The sequence below is a fragment of the Oryzomonas japonica genome (assembly GCF_008802365.1).
Taxonomy (GTDB): domain Bacteria; phylum Desulfobacterota; class Desulfuromonadia; order Geobacterales; family Pseudopelobacteraceae; genus Oryzomonas; species Oryzomonas japonica.
This window is the reverse complement of record NZ_VZQZ01000001.1, coordinates 254,587-271,283: the sequence shown is the minus strand read 5'-3', so window position 1 is coordinate 271,283 and position 16,697 is coordinate 254,587. Positions and strand designations below refer to the sequence as shown.

At 61.1% G+C, this 16,697-nt stretch carries 14 protein-coding genes; 10 read left to right on the top strand and 4 right to left on the bottom strand.

The window, feature by feature from the left end; all coding sequences use genetic code 11:
- Positions 1-68 precede the first annotated feature (68 nt).
- The 3 genes from dprA to ybgF all read right to left on the bottom strand — a co-directional run bounded on the left by dprA (position 69) and on the right by ybgF (position 3,024).
- On the bottom strand, positions 69-1,163 hold the full coding sequence (gene dprA, locus F6V25_RS01210; protein WP_151126455.1) for a DNA-processing protein DprA: 1,095 nt from the start codon (positions 1,161-1,163) through the stop codon (positions 69-71).
- A gap of 87 nt (positions 1,164-1,250) precedes the next feature.
- Complete coding sequence (locus F6V25_RS01205) at positions 1,251-2,258, bottom strand: LysM peptidoglycan-binding domain-containing protein (protein ID WP_151126452.1); 1,008 nt, start codon at positions 2,256-2,258, stop codon at positions 1,251-1,253.
- Positions 2,259-2,310: 52 nt separating this feature from the next.
- Positions 2,311-3,024, bottom strand: coding sequence for a tol-pal system protein YbgF (gene ybgF, locus F6V25_RS01200; protein WP_151126450.1), 714 nt, complete (start codon positions 3,022-3,024; stop codon positions 2,311-2,313).
- Positions 3,025-3,379: 355 nt separating this feature from the next.
- On the opposite strand from ybgF, the gene F6V25_RS01195 reads away from it, so the two are divergent.
- From F6V25_RS01195 to F6V25_RS01185, 3 genes are all read left to right on the top strand, one after another.
- Positions 3,380-4,615, top strand: coding sequence for a peptidase U32 family protein (locus F6V25_RS01195; RefSeq protein WP_151126447.1), 1,236 nt, complete (start codon positions 3,380-3,382; stop codon positions 4,613-4,615).
- Positions 4,612-6,339, top strand: a complete 1,728-nt coding sequence (locus F6V25_RS01190) for a phospholipid carrier-dependent glycosyltransferase (RefSeq protein ID WP_246166925.1) — start codon at positions 4,612-4,614, stop codon at positions 6,337-6,339. The genes F6V25_RS01195 and F6V25_RS01190 overlap by 4 nt, the downstream gene beginning before the upstream one ends.
- Before the next feature lie 72 nt (positions 6,340-6,411).
- Positions 6,412-7,581: a DegT/DnrJ/EryC1/StrS family aminotransferase gene (locus F6V25_RS01185; protein ID WP_151126444.1), complete on the top strand. Its 1,170-nt coding sequence runs from the start codon at positions 6,412-6,414 to the stop codon at positions 7,579-7,581.
- 255 nt (positions 7,582-7,836) lie between these two features.
- On the opposite strand, the gene F6V25_RS01180 is transcribed toward F6V25_RS01185, so the two are convergent.
- Positions 7,837-8,391 carry an Hsp20/alpha crystallin family protein gene (locus tag F6V25_RS01180; protein WP_151126441.1) on the bottom strand — a complete coding sequence of 185 codons (555 nt, stop codon included), beginning with the start codon at positions 8,389-8,391 and terminating at the stop codon, positions 7,837-7,839.
- Between the two features lie 208 nt (positions 8,392-8,599).
- Here F6V25_RS01180 and F6V25_RS01175 point away from each other — a divergent pair, with 208 nt between their 5' ends.
- From F6V25_RS01175 to F6V25_RS01145, 7 genes are all read left to right on the top strand, one after another.
- Positions 8,600-9,856: a glutamate-5-semialdehyde dehydrogenase gene (locus F6V25_RS01175; protein WP_151126438.1), complete on the top strand. Its 1,257-nt coding sequence runs from the start codon at positions 8,600-8,602 to the stop codon at positions 9,854-9,856.
- Between the two features lie 19 nt (positions 9,857-9,875).
- Positions 9,876-10,280: a CoA-binding protein gene (locus F6V25_RS01170; RefSeq protein WP_151126435.1), complete on the top strand. Its 405-nt coding sequence runs from the start codon at positions 9,876-9,878 to the stop codon at positions 10,278-10,280.
- A gap of 188 nt (positions 10,281-10,468) precedes the next feature.
- Positions 10,469-12,274: a translational GTPase TypA gene (gene typA, locus F6V25_RS01165; RefSeq protein WP_149307525.1), complete on the top strand. Its 1,806-nt coding sequence runs from the start codon at positions 10,469-10,471 to the stop codon at positions 12,272-12,274.
- Between the two features lie 491 nt (positions 12,275-12,765).
- Positions 12,766-15,525 (top strand): bifunctional nitrogenase iron-molybdenum cofactor biosynthesis protein NifEN, encoded by a 2,760-nt coding sequence (locus F6V25_RS01160; RefSeq protein WP_151126433.1) that lies wholly within the window; start codon positions 12,766-12,768, stop codon positions 15,523-15,525.
- Between the two features lie 74 nt (positions 15,526-15,599).
- The gene (gene nifX / locus F6V25_RS01155) at positions 15,600-15,986 is read left to right on the top strand and encodes a nitrogen fixation protein NifX (protein ID WP_151126431.1); all 387 of its coding nucleotides are present in this window, start codon (positions 15,600-15,602) and stop codon (positions 15,984-15,986) included.
- Between the two features lie 52 nt (positions 15,987-16,038).
- Positions 16,039-16,302, top strand: coding sequence for a ferredoxin III, nif-specific (gene fdxB, locus F6V25_RS01150; protein WP_149307528.1), 264 nt, complete (start codon positions 16,039-16,041; stop codon positions 16,300-16,302).
- A gap of 59 nt (positions 16,303-16,361) precedes the next feature.
- Positions 16,362-16,691 (top strand): NifB/NifX family molybdenum-iron cluster-binding protein, encoded by a 330-nt coding sequence (locus F6V25_RS01145; RefSeq protein WP_151126428.1) that lies wholly within the window; start codon positions 16,362-16,364, stop codon positions 16,689-16,691.
- Positions 16,692-16,697 lie beyond the last annotated feature (6 nt).

Here is a 16,697-nt window from a genome sequence, read left to right as displayed (position 1 = left end):
ATACATCCTTCTGAGATAATTAATAATAATTCAGCGCACGGGGGAGAGGCCCGTAGCCTGCTTCACCATTACCCTGCTACGGCAAAATGCTTGCCCGGCAGCGGTGTTATCGCCCCCTTGAGCTCAAGGTGCAGTAACATAGAGGAAACCTCTCCGGCTGTCAATTCCGTTTGGGCGATGATGTCGTCGATATGCAGCGACGAACGGGCCAGGAGCTCATATACGGCGGCTTCCCTGGGGGTCAGGCTGAAGGTTCGGGCGACGGCCTGCTCCGGGGCATGTTCTCCGTTCAGGGCCAGGGGACCGGGCAGTTCCTCCAGGATATCCTCCACGCAGTCAACGAGTTTGGCCCCCTGCTTGATCAAACGGTTACTGCCGCGGCAGGCGGCAAAGGAGATGTTGCCGGGAACGGCAAAGACGTCGCGACCATGCTCAAGAGCAAATTGGGCGGTGATCAGGGAACCGCTGTTTTCGGCAGCCTCCACCACCAGCACGCCGCGGGACAGCCCGCTGATGATCCGGTTGCGGCGGGGAAAGTTCTCCGCCAGCGGCAACGTCCCCAGGGAAAACTCGGACACCAGGCACCCCGTTTCGGACACCGCCTCGAAGAGCGTGCGGTTTTCGGGCGGATACACCTTGTCGATGCCGCATCCCAGGACGCCGACGGTTCTGCCGCCCCCCTGGAGCGCCCCCTTGTGGGCTGCGGTATCGATCCCGCGCGCCATGCCCGATATCACGGCCACGCCATGCCCGGCCAGCGCCTCGGCGAGACGTCCCGTGGCCAGCAGCCCGTAGGAGGTCGCCCGGCGTGAGCCGACGATCGCCACGGCCAATTCGCTACTGCGCAGTTCGCCTCGCACGTACAGAAAGGGGGGCGGATCGGGAATCTCGAACAGGGACTTGGGGTAGTCGGCCGAGACGAACGTGACCAGCCGCGCGCCGCTTCCCGCCAGCCGGCGGCACTCCTCGTCGGCAAAACGCTTCCAGCTCCCTTCCCTGATCGCCCCAACCACGGCCGGGGTCATCCCCCTGACACCCGCCAGCTCCGACGGCGATGCGGCCAGCGCCGCCCCGGGGGCGTCGAAACGTTCCAGCAGGCGCCGAAAGGTGACATTGCCGATGCCGGGCACCGCCTTGAGACCCAGCCAGTAGAATTCTTCCATATCCCACACCCTCCAGTCGCCGCTCCCGCGGACATGAGAGAAAAAAAAGACCGGCCCCCCGGCCGGTCTCGTGTGGTGCGTTCATCCCTATTTTGTCAGGCTGACGAGCTTGTCGCCCTTATAGATCGCATCGATGCTTTTGACCACCAACGCGGTCGCCGTTCTTTTACCGGTTTCCAGAATGACCAGTGCCCCCAGCAGCTCCTGGGGCAAGCGCTCGACACGCCCTTCGACGTATTTTCGGTCGAGGGCCACATCGCGGATAATATAGAGCATATTGCCTGCCTCGGCCCCCTGGGCGCTTCCCAGGTCGATGTAGACGATGTCGCCGGCAGCGATGATCTCAGTCCCGCTGTAGCTCTCGACGATATACCCTTTCAACTCCCTGGTCGGCATCTTGAGGGATACCTCCCGGCGTTTGTCGTCGCGATACGGCATAAGGTAGGAGCCGGGGGAGATTTCCTGATAGGTCTTGGTAATGATGGCGCGCGAGGCCTTTTGCTCCAAGTCGGTCAGTTGCAGCGTTCCCAGCGGAACCACCTTGGTGCCCATGATCTCGCTTGTGACGGGATGGCTGACGGTCCCCTCCTTCCGGTAGACCGAAAACTTTTCCCCTCCTTTCGCGCCTTGCACCTTTCCGATATCGGTGTAGACGATATCGTCGTCCCCGGCCACGATACGGTCATGGTGGATGGCGACGATAGAACCGGCCGGCTTGGCGTCGGTCTCCATCAGAAAGCCTTCACTCCCCCGCACGCTATAGGTGCGTTCGGCAACCACCTCGGCCATGGTTTCCGCCTGAGCCGCCGCCTTTTGAGCTGCCGGTGCGGCCTGGTCCCTGGGCTCGAATTCCAGCCGGTCGGGGAACACCCGAACCTTTTGCCCCGGATAGATCAGGTGCGGATTGGTGATTTGGCTGTTCCTGGACCACATGTTCGGCCAGTAGCGGGGGTTTTTGATAAAGCGGTCGGACAGGCCCCAGAGGGTATCACCCTGCTTTATGACGTAGATGGTCGGTTCCTCATCCGCGGCCAAGGCCAGGCCGGGCACGAAAAGCGCTACGGTAAACAACAGCATGGCAAGTCTGATTCTCATACGCACCTCGGTCGTTCCTGAAAGAGTAAACAGCGGGAAACGCTACAAGCTCTTAATGGGCGGTCAGTCGTTCCCGCGCCTTGGCCGCTACCGGGCTGCCGGGATAGGCCTTGATCAGGCGTTCATAGGCGGCGGTAGCCTTATCCTTCTCGCCCATGGCCGCCAGAGTATACCCCAGTTTCAGAAGTGCATCCGGGGCCTTGGCGCTTTTGGGGTAATCGTCCACAACCTTTTGGAAGGCGTCGCGCGCCTTGGGAAGCGCGGACAGGCTATAGTGGCACTCGCCGATCCAATAGACGGCGTTGGCGGCATAGCTGCTTTTGGGGTTGTTTTTGAGAAACGCTTCAAACGCCTCGATGGCGGCCGGAAAGCTGTTGGCGCTATAGAGGCCGAACGCCTGGACATAGTCGGAAGGAGGCCCATAATCCTTGCCCTTGGAGGCGGCCTCCTGATTGATGACCTCGATCTTGGGCGCCGCCTGCAGCGAGATGCGCGCCTTGAGTTCATCCTGGGCGGTCCGCAATTCCCTGATGGTGTCCTGAAGCTGCGTGAGTTGGGCGCTAACGGCCTTGGCCTGATCTTCCTGGGACTGGACCTGGCCGGACAACTCATTCATACGCTGTTCGGCCCTCTTGTCGGACTGGATAAGATGTTCGACCTTCGCCTCGGTCTCGGTCTGGCGTTTGACCATGAGGTCGTTCGACGCACAACCGGCCAGCGCGAGAGAAGCGGCAACGCATACGGCCCACCGGATGCCGGATGGCATAATTCCTCCAAATGTCAGGATTTTTTCATAAATTAAAGCTATAAACTTTCGTTTGTCAAGCGAAAGCTGGCTTTTCGACCCGAGGAAAAACGGCGGGAGCCGTCAAGCAGAAGAATGGAACTCCGACCGCAAGCTTCTTTTTGCCCGTTACGGGAAAGAGGGCCGCTTATGCCGCTACCCACGCCCTGCCGAGGCAGAAACCGAATTGTTATAATATGGACTACCATGTAAGCCGTACTCCCGGGGGGCCGGACAAACTACGGCCAACCGTTTTTTCTTGGTTTAATTAACGGGCAGAATATGTTAGCATTTTCTCTCCACGCATCCAGCCACCACATCACGACGGGAACCATCCGTGAACACCCCCGAACTTCTGGCTCCGGCCGGCAACATGGAAAAACTCAAGATCGCCGTCCATTACGGCGCCGATGCCGTCTATTTGGGCGGGCGCTCCTTCGGGCTGCGCAATCTGTCGGACAACTTCGACATCGAGGAGATGCCGGCAGCCCTGGACTATTGCCACAGCCACAGGGTGAAGGCATACCTGACGGTCAACAGCTACCCCCACAACGATGCATTGCCGCGGCTCGAGGAATTTCTCCGCCAGACGGCGCACCTCCCCTTCGACGCCTACATCGTGGCCGACCCGGGCGTCATGGCCATGGTGCGCACCATCTCCCCCCAACGCGAACTGCACCTCTCCACCCAGGCCAATACCATCAACTGGCAGAGCGCCCGATTCTGGGCCAGCCAAGGGGTCAAGCGGATCAACCTGGCGCGGGAGATGGGCCTGGACGCTATCCGCGAGACCGTGACCCACGTCCCGGAGGTGGAATTCGAAGCCTTTGTCCACGGCGCCCTGTGCATCTCCTATTCGGGCCGCTGCCTGATTTCCAGCGCCATGGCGGGCCGCGACGCCAATCAGGGGGAATGCGCCCACCCCTGCCGTTGGAGCTACCATCTGGTGGAGGAAACCCGCCCCGGCGAATACTTCCCGGTGGTGGAGGACGAAAACGGCACCTTCATCTTCAATTCCCGGGACCTCTGTCTACTGGAGCATCTGCCGGCACTGGTGCAGAGTGGGGTGTCCGCGCTCAAGATCGAGGGGCGCATGAAGGGGATCAATTATGTGGCCTCGGTACTGCGGGTCTACCGCCAAGCGCTGGACGAGTACCGTGCAAACCCGGCCGGCTGGCACTGCCGGCCCGAATGGCTGGAGGAGTTGGCCAAATTGAGTCACCGGGGGTATACCACCGGCTTTCTCTTCGGCGCTCCCCGCAACGTGGGGCAGGAATATCACGCGGCCTACATCCGCAGCCACGAGTTCGTCGGTCTGGTGGAAACGGCACGCGCCGACGGCGAGGTTGTGATCGGGGTGCGCAACCGCATCCGCTCGGGTGACGAACTGGAGTTCATCGGTCCCGGCATGCGGGCGGAGCGACTGACGGTACGGGATATGCAATTCTTGACGCCGGAAGGCGACTCCGTCGAGGCCGATACCGCCAACCCCAACCAGCGAATTCTCCTTGCCCCCCCCTTTGCGGTCGAGCCCTTTGACCTCGTGCGCCGGGAAAAGGGGGAAACGCCGTGAGGGACCTGAAGGGGTACGTCCACGACGGGGGGAGCGGCTGGCTGCGGGACATGGTGATCCTGGCCTTTGTCCTGGGCATCCCCTTTTTCCAGTTTCTGGGAGGATTGCCGCTGATCGATCCCGATGAAGGACGCTACGCGGAGATCCCCCGGGAGATGGTGGAGCAGGGGGATTTCGTCACCCCGACCCTCAATTACGTCAAATATTTCGAGAAGCCGCCGCTCCTATACTGGCTGAACGCCGCTTCCCTCAAGCTCTCCGGCCTCACCGAGCAGGCCGCCCGCTTCCCGTCGGCACTGTGCGGCCTGCTGACCATGCTGGCAACCTATATCATCGCCCGACGTCTGTACGGCCGGCGCACGGCCCTGATTGCGGCGGCGATCCTGGGGACTGCGGCAGGTTTCGTGCTCCAGTCGCGCATCATCCTGACCGATATGCTGTTGACCTTCTGCCTCACGGCAGCGTTGGGGGCCTTTATCATAGCCAGCCAGCGCGAGGGGCGTCGCAGCACTGCGGGGCCCTGGTACGCTTTCTATCTGTTCTGCGCCCTTGCGGTGCTGGCCAAGGGGTTGATCGGCATCGTTTTCCCGGCCGGCATCATCTTCTTTTACCTTTTGTTGAGCGAACGCTGGAAACTGCTCGGCGAGATGCGCATCCCCACCGGCCTGACGCTGTTCCTGGCCCTGGCCGCTCCCTGGTTCGTGGTGGTTTCCCTGCGGAATCCCGAATTCGCCCGCTTTTTTTTCATCCACGAGCACTTTGAACGCTTCACCAGCACCGTGCATGGCCGCTATCAGCCGTTCTGGTTTTTTCTACCGGTCCTGGCGGCAACCCTGCTCCCTTGGTCGTTTTTCATCCCCGGAGCCCTGAAACGGGCTTGGCGCGACCGCCATCACGACGACAGCCAGGCCGGGCTCTACCTCCTGATCTGGACGGTGCTGATCTTCCTGTTCTTCTCCAAGTCCAACTCCAAGCTGGTCCCCTACATCCTGCCGATCTTTCCGCCCTTGGCCATCCTGATCGCCAACCGTATCGACCAGGTGCTGGATGGCCAGGGACGAGAGCTCAAGCTGGCCTCCATTCTGCTGGGCATGACCCTGACCATTCTGGGCGTCGCGGCCCTGGCCTATGCCCGCCTGCCCGAGCTGGCCGACCTGCTTGCCGGAGTTCTGCCGAGGCTGAGCGACCCGCTGCACCAGTTCATCAACAACGCTCCGGCGGTGACCGCAGCGGGGGGCACGTTCATCGCAGCACTGTTTCTGATACAGGGGATAGCCGCCATGGTCTTTGCGGGCAGCAACCCGTTCCGCATGGTGGTTACGCTCTGCCTCTGTTCCTTTCTGCTTGTAATTTTCATCCCGCGATTGATAATGGTGCCCATCGCCCAGGTCGAATCCTCCCGCCCCCTGGCCCTGCAAGCCCGCTCCCTGGCCGGGCCGCAAACACCCATCGTGACCTTCGGTCCCCAGCAGGGGGTCTCCTGGTACACCCAGCGCCGGATCATGGTCACCGATAAACTGGACGAACTGGAGTTCGGCAGCAAACAGGGGGATCAATCCGCCTGGTTTCCCGACCAGCAGGCGCTGCTGCGGATGTGGGCGAGCGATACCCCGCTGCTGATCATCCTCAAAAAGGGCGAACTCGACCGCCTGCTTCCGTTGCTCCACCCCGCCCCGCGGGTTCTGGGGGAATCGGGCCGGCGACGGCTGATATCGAACCGGTAGTCTTTTATCTCTTCAATACACCGGGCGGCCCTGCCGGGTTGCCCTCGACAAAAATCAAGGAGCAGTTCTTCCATGCGCGAAACCTTTCTCCCCTTTTCCACCCCAACCATCGAAGATGCCGAGATCAACGAGGTCGTCGACTCCCTCAAATCCGGCTGGATCACCACCGGCCCCAAGGTCAAGCGTTTCGAGGAGGCTTTCAAGGCCTATGTGGGGGCTCCCTACGCCATCCCCCTGAGTTCGGCCACCGCCGGCCTGCATGTGACCCTGCTGGCCCTCGGCATCAAGGAGGGGGACGAGATCATCACCACCCCCATGACCTTCGCCTCCACGGTCAGCATGATCATCCTCTGCGGCGCCACGCCGGTATTGGCGGACATCGAACCCGGCACCCTCAATATCGATCCGGCCAGGATCAGGGAAAAGATTACCCACCGCACCCGGGCCGTCATCCCGGTGCACTTTGCCGGCCAGTCCTGCGACATGGACCCTATTTTCGCCCTGGCCCGGGAACACAACCTGACCGTCATCGAGGACGCGGCCCACGCCGCGGGCACCGAATACAAAGGGCGACGCATCGGCTCCCTGGACTCCATCTCCATCTTTTCCTTCCACCCCAACAAAAACATCACCACCGGCGAGGGGGGCATGGTCTGCACGGCCGACGAGGCGTTGGCCGAGGAGATCTCCCTGCTCAAATTCCACGGCATGAGCCGCGAGGCCTGGAAGCGCTTTGCCGCCAGCGGCACCCCCAACTACGACATCCTCCTGCCAGGCTTCAAATACAACATGATGGATATCCAGGCCGCCATCGGCATCCACCAACTCCCCAAACTGGACGACTTCATCCAAAAGCGGACTGAGATCGCGACCTATTACAACCGGGAGTTCGCCGACGTCGCCGAGTTGGCGCTGCCCGCCTCTGCCCCCTATGACCAGCGCCACGCCTGGCACCTCTACACGCCGCTGATCAGGATCGAAAAACTGGACATCGACCGCGATCAGTTCATGGCGGAGTTGAAGAAGCACAACATCGGCAGCGGGCTGCACTACAAGGCCATCCACCACCATCCTTACTATCGCGACCACCTGGGCATAGTCGACAGCGACCTGCCGGTGGCCACCTATGCCTCGGAGAGGATACTCTCCCTGCCGCTCTTTCCCAAGATGACGAAAGAGGATGCCGCCGACGTCGTGACGGCGGTGAAAGCGGTGATTACGGCCCACCGCTGCACCCGGTAAGCCGGAGGGCGTCCTGAATCCGTGACGCCGGAATGCCGCTTTGACCGGAAGAGCCGGGGCCCGCACGCCGCCCCTGTCGTGGCGAGCCACCCACCCTGCCGGTCCTCCGTCGGGTTGCCGGTATCTCCCTAAAGGCAAAGGCTGAGGCCTTCCGGACAAACAAGGCATGGAGGCGTCACGGATTCAGGGGCGTAAAAAACGGGGCGGCATTTTGCGCCGCCCCGCGTCTGTTGCACCTTCTCATGGCTGCTCTCGTCATTTAATGGCGATATTCTTCACCACCCGCTTGTCCTCCACTTTGGGGACCCTGATCTCCAGAACCCCCCCGTCGAACTTGGCGATCACCTTGTCGGCGTCCAGCCCTTCCGGCAACCGCAAGGTTCTGCTGAATTTGCCGTAGCCACGTTCAAGCCTCAGGTAATCACGCGTGTCGATCTTTTCCTCGGTCTTCTTCTCGCCGCTGATTTCAAGCATGTTGTCAATCAGCTTCACCGTGATGTCGTTCTTTGTCAGACCCGGCAAATCGGCCTTGACGACGATAGTGCCGGCGTCCTCGAAGACATCCACCGATGGCGACATCCCTTCGCGCCCCATGTCGTGCAGGAACCCCCTGAACGGTGCCATGCCCGTTTCAAAGAACGGGCGCCGGAACATCTCATTCATCATCCGTTCCATGTCGTCGATCAGGCTGGGAAGCCGTGTGGTTTCAAGCCAACTCCCCCGGGTTGCGGGCACATGCTCCGCCGTTACCGGCACCGTTGTGGTTTCACCGGTGTCCCGTACAGATCTGAGATGTGTCGTGCCTCTCATGACCATGCACCTCCTTTGTACACCATAGTCACCTACGACATAATTATACCACTTTGAAAATGCAGGTCAATATCATTACAATCGCTCCGGACACCCGGCAGTGACGGGTGAACCCCTTAATTATCTTGAAGGATGGGGACTTTTTGCGTAAACTGACACCATGCTGATACTACTGGGCCCGGGATCGTGGCCGCAGGAGAAACCAATTATGAGTATTGCCGAACAGATCAGACAAATCGCCGTGGAGGCCCGTCAGGCTTCGCTGGTTATGGCGCGTCTGTCCACCACCGCCAAGAACGACATGCTGTTGCGGATGGCCGATGCCCTGGAAGGGGACACGGCCGGGATCATCGCCGAAAACGGCAAGGACCTGGAGTCGGGGCGCCGGAAAGGGCTCTCCGCCGCCATGCTCGACCGCCTGATGTTGGATGAAAAGCGGATCGCCGCCATTGCCGCCGCCCTGCGCGAGGTGGCCGCCCTGCCCGATCCGGTGGGTGAGATCACCGGGATGCGCAAGCGCCCCAACGACCTGATGGTGGGCAAGATGCGCATCCCGCTGGGGGTGATCGGCATCATCTACGAGGCCCGCCCCAACGTGACCGCCGATGCGGCCGCCCTCTGCCTCAAGGCAGGAAACGCCGTGATCCTCAGGGGCGGATCGGAGGCGATCCACTCCAACCTGGCCATCGCCGCAATCCTGACCCGGGTCATGGCCGGCATGAACATCCCGCCGGCGGCCCTGGCGGTGCTCCCCTTTACCGAACGGGAAGGGGTGCTGGAGATGCTCAAACAGGAAGAGTCCATCGACCTGATCATCCCCCGGGGGGGCGAGAGCCTGATCCGCTTTGTCTCGGAGAACTCGCGTATCCCGGTCATCAAGCACTACAAGGGGGTCTGCCACGTCTTTGTGGATGCCACGGCCGATTTCGACAAGGCCGAAAAGATCGTCGTCAATGCCAAGGTGCAGCGCCCGGGCGTCTGCAATGCCCTGGAAACCCTCCTGATCCACAAGGATGTGGCGGCCGTCTTCATCCCCCGCATCGCCGCCACCCTGGAAGGGCTCCAGGTGGAACTGCGCGGCGACGAAACCTTCCGGCGGTATGCCCCCTCGGCCACGCCTGCCACCGAGGAGGATTGGCATGCGGAATACCTGGAGCTGATCCTTGCCTGCCGGGTGGTGGCAGACATGGATGCGGCCATCGACCACATCAACCGTTACGGCTCCCTGCATACCGAGGCCATCGTCACCAGCGACTACGGCCGGGCCCAGCGCTTCATCCGCGAGGTCAACTCGTCCTGCGTGCTGGTCAACGCCTCGACCCGCTTCGCCGACGGCGGCCAGCTCGGCCTGGGGGCCGAGATCGGCATCTCCACCACCAAGCTGCACTCCTTCGGCCCCATGGGGCTGGAGGATCTGACCACCACCAAGTTCATCGTCTACGGCGACGGACAGGTCCGGGCTTGACCGGAGAAAAGAGCCGAACATGACCGCTCAACAACAGATCGACACATTCCTCGCCTCGCCGGCCTTCGGGGTTGTGGGGGCATCGAAGAATCGTTCCAAATACGGCAACAAGGTGCTGCGCTGCTACCTGCAGCACGGCTACGAGACCATACCGGTCAACCCCAATGAAAAGGAGATCGAAGGGGTTGCCTGCGTTGCCGCCATCAACGATCTTCCACCCCAGGTCAAGAGCATCTCCATGATCACCCCGCCCGAGGTAACCGCCCAGCTTGTGCCCCTGGCCCTGGAGAAGGGGATCGAGAACATCTGGATGCAGCCGGGGGCGGAGCACCCCGAGGCGGTGGCCCTCTGCCGGCAGCGGCACATCAATGTCATTGCCGACGGGAGTTGCCTGCTGGTGGTGCTGGGGTACCATGACCACTAACCCGGAATGCGGACGTTTAAAACCGGCCTGAGTCTATTTTCAACGCCACAGAGACGCAAAATATCCGGCATAATGGATTGTTACACGATATTTGCTTGCCAGCGGCCTGAAAAGCTGACATAGTAATAAGAGTTAATCTGGACGGGCGTATGCCCGTCCTTTTATTTTGAAAGATTAGGAGTTTTACCATGCAGGAACGTATCAGAAATATCGCCATCATCGCACACGTCGACCATGGCAAGACCACATTGGTTGACGCCATGCTGCGCCATTCCGGCGTCTATCGGGAAAACGAGGCCATCACCGAACGCGTCATGGATTCCAACGACTTGGAGAAAGAGCGCGGCATCACCATTCTGGCCAAAAACCTCTCCATCCACCATGGCCGCTACAAGATCAATATTGTGGATACCCCGGGCCACGCCGACTTTGGCGGCGAGGTGGAACGCGTCCTGAAGATGGTCGATTCGGTACTCCTGCTGGTCGACGCCCTGGACGGCCCCATGCCCCAGACCCGCTTCGTACTCAAGAAGTCCCTTGACCTGGGACTGAAGCCGATCGTGGTTATCAACAAGATCGACCGTCCCGGCAGCCGGCCGGACGAGGTGCTGAACATGGTCTTCGACCTGTTCTGCGAATTGAACGCCAGCGACGAGCAACTGGAGTTCCCGGTTGTCTACACCAGCGCCAAGATGGGCTACGCAAAGCTGGACGTCAGTGCCGATTCCAGCAGCATGGAACCTCTCTTCGCCGTGATCGAGAGCAATGTCCGCCCCCCCCAGGGAGATGCCAAGGCCCCCTTCCAGATGCTGGTGGCCAATATTGACTACAATGACTACATCGGACGCATGGCCACCGGCCGCATCTTCAACGGCGGCGTCTCCTCCGGCGAGACCGTCGCCATGATCAAACAGGACGGCACGATCCAGCGGGGACGCATAACCAAACTGCTGGGGTACGAAGGGCTGAAACAGGTGGAAATCAGCGTGGCGGAAACCGGTGATATCGTTACCGTGGCCGGCTTCGACGAGATCAGCATCGGCGAGACCCTGGCCTCGGCCGAGAACCCCATCGCCGTCCCCTATGTCTCCATCGACGAACCGACCCTGGCCATGAACTTCATGGTCAACGCTTCCCCCTTTGCCGGCCGGGAAGGGAAATGGGTCACCTCGCGCAACATCCGGGAGCGCCTGACCAAGGAGTTGCGCACCAACGTATCCCTCAGGGTGGAAGACACCGACTCCCCGGACACCCTGAAGGTTTCGGGCCGCGGCGAGTTGCACCTGTCGATCCTGATTGAGAATATGCGCCGCGAAGGCTTCGAGCTGGCCGTATCCAAACCGGAGGTCATCATCCGCGAGAAGGACGGCCAGAAGATGGAGCCGATGGAGTACCTGGTGGTGGATGTGGCCTCCGAGTTCCAGGGCGCCATCATCGAGAAGATGGGACCGCGCAAGGGTGAAATGGCGGCCATGAGCCCCATGGGCGACATGGTGCGCCTGGAGTTCATCGTCCCGGCCCGCGGCCTGATCGGCCTGCGGGGCGAAGTACTGACCGATACCCGCGGCACGGCGGTCATGACCCATACCTTCCACGAATACGCACCCTACAAGGGTGACATCCCGGGCCGCAAGAACGGCGTGCTGATGGCCATGGAGCACGGCGAGACGACCGCCTACTCCCTGGACGCCCTCCAGCCCCGCGGCACCCTCTTCATCGGGGCCGGGGTGGAAGTCTACGGCGGCATGATCATCGGCCAGCACGCCAAGGACAACGACCTGGACGTCAACCCCTGCAAAGGGAAGAAGCTGACCAACGTGCGCGCCTCCGGCACGGACGACGCCATCAAGCTGATACCGCCGCGCATCCTGACCCTGGAGCAGGCCCTGGAATTCATCGACGACGATGAATTGGTGGAGGTCACTCCGCTCTCGATCCGTATGCGCAAGAAGGAACTGGACCCGACCAAACGGAAACGGGCCTCAAAAGGCTAACCGCCCGGCATCTGTAAAATATCTGCGGGATGGAATCGGCTGATTCCATCCCGTTTTTTTGTATCTGCGGCCGGGCGAGGCCACCGTTTGCCGACAGTCATTTTGCGTCGGCGGCCAACGCCCCTGGTGACGGCTATGGCACCGGCGCACCGGGAACAGCCCCTCTCCCGCTGGAGTCGCGAACGCAAATGCCCACATCTTAGTCATCGCCGGCACCTCCCCCTGCTCTCCCACGGCACCCCTGTGCACAAAAAAACAGCAAACATATCCCGTATAGACCTCTCCGCGCCCCACCAACAAACATAACAATTCGATATTGCTACAACAATCAGCTTGGCATACCACATGCAAAGTGCCTGCATACCTGAAAAACAGACATGCATAACCGAAACAGGGGAAGATATTTGGCAAAGGCGCCAACCATTTACCGAAATGGCGCGCCTTTTTTATTGGGGGCCGACAGGTTTGCCCAGAGAGAGGTGAGGGACATCATGGCAAAGCCCGACTGGTACGACACAACCGACTGCGAAACCCACGACAAGGGCGCGCCGAAATTCTGCAAGAAATCCGAACCCGGCGAAGGCACCGAACGCTCCTGCGCCTACGACGGCGCCCGTGTCGTATTGATGCCGATTACCGATGTGATCCATCTGGTGCACGGCCCCATCGCCTGCGCCGGCAACTCCTGGGATAACCGCGGCGCCCGTTCTTCCGGCTCACAGCTCTTCCGGCGGGGCTTCACGACCGAGATGCTGGAAAACGACGTCATCTTCGGCGGCGAGAAGAAGCTTTACAAGGCCATCCTGGACCTGGCGGAGCGTTACAAGGGACAGGCCAACGCCATGTTCGTCTACGCCACCTGCGTGACCGCCATGACCGGCGACGACGTGGAGGCGGTCTGCAAGGCCGCCTCGGAGAAGACAACCATCCCGATCATCCCGGTCAATACCCCCGGCTTTATCGGCGACAAAAACATCGGCAACCGGCTGGCCGGCGAAATACTGTTCAAATATGTCGTCGGCACGGCCGAGCCACCGGTGCTGGGTGACTATCCCATCAATCTGATCGGCGAGTACAACATCGCCGGCGACCTGTGGGGCATGATGCCGCTCTTCAACCGCCTGGGCATCCAGATCCTCTCCTGCATCAGCGGGGACGCCAAATTCGAGGAGTTGCGCTACGCCCACCGGGCGAAACTCAACATCATTATCTGCTCCAAGTCCCTGACCAACCTGGCCAAGAAGATGCAGAAAACCTACGGCATGCCCTACATAGAAGAGTCTTTTTACGGCATGACCGATACGGCCAAGGCGCTCAGGGATATTGCCCGAGAATTGGACAATGCGGTCAACGGCCTCGAGAAGCGGACCATGCAGGACCGGGTGGAACAACTCCTGGCCGAGGAAGAGGAGCTGTGCCGCCAGCGCATCGCCCCCTACCGCGCCCGGCTGGAGGGGAAGCGGGCCGTGCTGTTCACCGGCGGCGTCAAGACCTGGTCCATGGTTAACTCCCTGCGGGAACTGGGCGTCGAAATTCTGGCAGCCGGCACCCAGAACTCGACCCTGGAAGATTTCTACCGCATGAAAAGCCTGATGCACAAGGACGCCAAGATTATCGAGGACACCTCCACCGCGGGGCTCCTGGGGGTCATGGCCGAGAAGATGCCGGACCTGATTGTGGCCGGCGGCAAAACAAAGTACCTGGCGCTCAAGACCAAGACGCCATTTCTGGACATCAACCATGGCCGTTCCCACCCCTACGCCGGTTACGAGGGCATGGTGACCTTTGCCCGCCAGCTCGACCTGACGGTCAACAACCCGATCTGGCCGGTGGTGAACGCCCCGGCACCGTGGGAAAAAAGCGATGACGAACTCGCCGCCGATGTTGCCGCGGCTGCGGGTCACGCCGCCACGTTCCTGGCCGAGGACCTCTCGGCCTCCCGGGTCAAGGTTTCTACAAAATGCGCCACGGTCAACCCGCAGAAGAATTCCCCGGCCCTGGGTGCCACCATGGCCTACCTGGGGATCGACAACATGCTGGGACTGCTGCACGGCGCCCAGGGGTGCTCCACGTTCATCCGCCTGCAACTGTCGCGGCATTACAAAGAGTCCATCGCCCTCAACTCCACCACCATGAGCGAGGAAACGGCCATCTTCGGCGGCTGGGAAAATCTCAAGAAGGGCATCAAGCGGGTGATCGAAAAGTTCAAGCCCGAGGTGGTGGGCATCATGACCTCCGGCCTGACCGAGACCATGGGTGACGACGTGCAGAGTGCCATCGTCCACTTCCGCCAGGAAAACCCCGATTGCGCCAGCGTGCCGATTGTATGGGCATCCACCCCCGACTACTGCGGTTCCCTCCAGGAAGGGTACGCCGCCACCGTGGAAGCGATCCTCGCCACCCTGCCGGAAGCGGGCCCGGCCATGGAGCGGCAGGTCAACCTGCTGCCGGGCGCCCATCTCACGCCCGCCGACGTGGAAGAGATCAAGGAGTTGGTCGAGTCTTTCGGCTTGACGGTGCTGACCATCCCGGACATCGCCAATGCCATGGACGGGCACGTTGACGATGTGGTTTCGCCTCTCTCCACCGGCGGCATTACGGTGGACGCTATCCGCACGGCGGGCCGAAGCGTAGCGACCCTGTATATCGGCGACTCCCTGGCCAAGGCCGGCCTGAAACTCAACGAGCGCTTCGGCATCCCGGCCTATGGATTCAACTCCCTGACCGGACTGGCCGAGACCGACCGCTTCATGGAGACGCTCAGCGCCATCGCCGGGCTCCCCATCCCGGAAAAGCACCGCCGCTGGCGGAGCCGCCTCATGGACGCCATGCTGGACAGCCACTACCAGTTCGGCACCAAGAAGGTGGCCCTTGCCCTGGAATCGGACAACCTCAAGGCGCTGGCCACCTTCCTGAGCGGCATGGGATGCGAAATCCAGGCGGCCCTCAGCGCTACCCGTACCAGGGGGCTGGACGCCCTGCCGAGCGCAAACGTCGCCGTGGGCGACTTGGAGGACCTGGAAGACGCCGCCCAGGGTGTCGATCTGCTGGTGGCCAACTCCAACGGCCGCCAGGCGGCCGGCAAGCTCAAGATCGGGGCACACCTGCGGGCGGGAGTGCCGGTCTTCGATCGCCTGGGCGCCCACCAGAAGGTCTGGGTCGGCTACCGGGGAACCATGAATCTGGTCTTCGAGGTGGCCACCCTGTTCCAGGCCAACGCCAAGGAAGCGCTGCGAGTGGCGCATAACTGATAGGCAATTCCGCCGCAGAGCAGACAGGGGATTCGCCGAATCCACCGGGCCTCTGGGCAAACAAGGAGCCAACCATGAAAATAGCATTCACCACTTCAACCGGCGAGATGATCGATCAGCACTTCGGCCAGTGCCAGAGCTTCCACATCTGGGAGGTCGGCCCGGACGCGGCGGAGTTCCTCACGACCGTCACTGCCATCACCACGGCCGAAGACGAGGAGGACCGCATCATGGCCCGGGCCAGCGCCATCGCCGACTGCGCCATCGTCTATACCATGCAGATCGGCGGCCCGGCGGCGGCCAAACTGGTTGCCAAGAAGATCCACCCCATGAAAACCGGCTCTGAAGTCAGCCTGAAGGAGACCGTCGAACGGCTTCAGGAGGTCCTGCGCGGCAACCCGCCGCCATGGATCAGAAAGGCAATGAACAAGGAACAGGCCACCTCGTTTCTGGAGGATTGATGTACCCGCAGGACACGCGCCACATCACACAAACATAACGGAGGAAAGAACCATGTCTTACATCACCGCCCTGACAAAGAACAAACAGGAATGGACCCCCCAATTCATCAAGTCCATCGACGAAGAGCTCTGTATCGGCTGCGGACGCTGTTTCAAGGTCTGCGCCCACGACGTCCTGGCCTTCGAGGAACTGGACGAGGATGACTCGGCCAAGATGTTCATGAAGATCGAGAATGACGGCAACTGCATCGGCTGCCAGGCGTGCGGCCGCACCTGTTCCAAGAAGTGCTTTACCTTTGAGCCGGTCTCACTGTAGAAGACCGGTCGGGATTCGGCGGATTTGAAAATTCTGCCGGATTGCGGCAAGGAGGTGGTATGCTCATCGCAGTCGCATCCAAGGACGGCAAGGAAATCAACCAGCACTTCGGTCATGCCGAGCGTTTTTTGATCTATGACGTGGAACAGGACGAGGCCAAACTGGTTGATGAGAAGAGGGTGGAGCGCTACTGTAGCTTTGATCCGGAGAACCCGCTGCGCGGCCACGCCCTGAGAGGGATTGCCGAGGCGCTTACGGGATGCCGGGCGGTGGTGACGGCCCAAATGGGCGAGCATCCCCAGGGTGAACTGGAAAAACTGGGGATTACCGCTTTCGCGGTATCCGGCCCCATTAAAGCCACGCTGGTGGAACTGGCAAAGATACTGTAGCCCGTT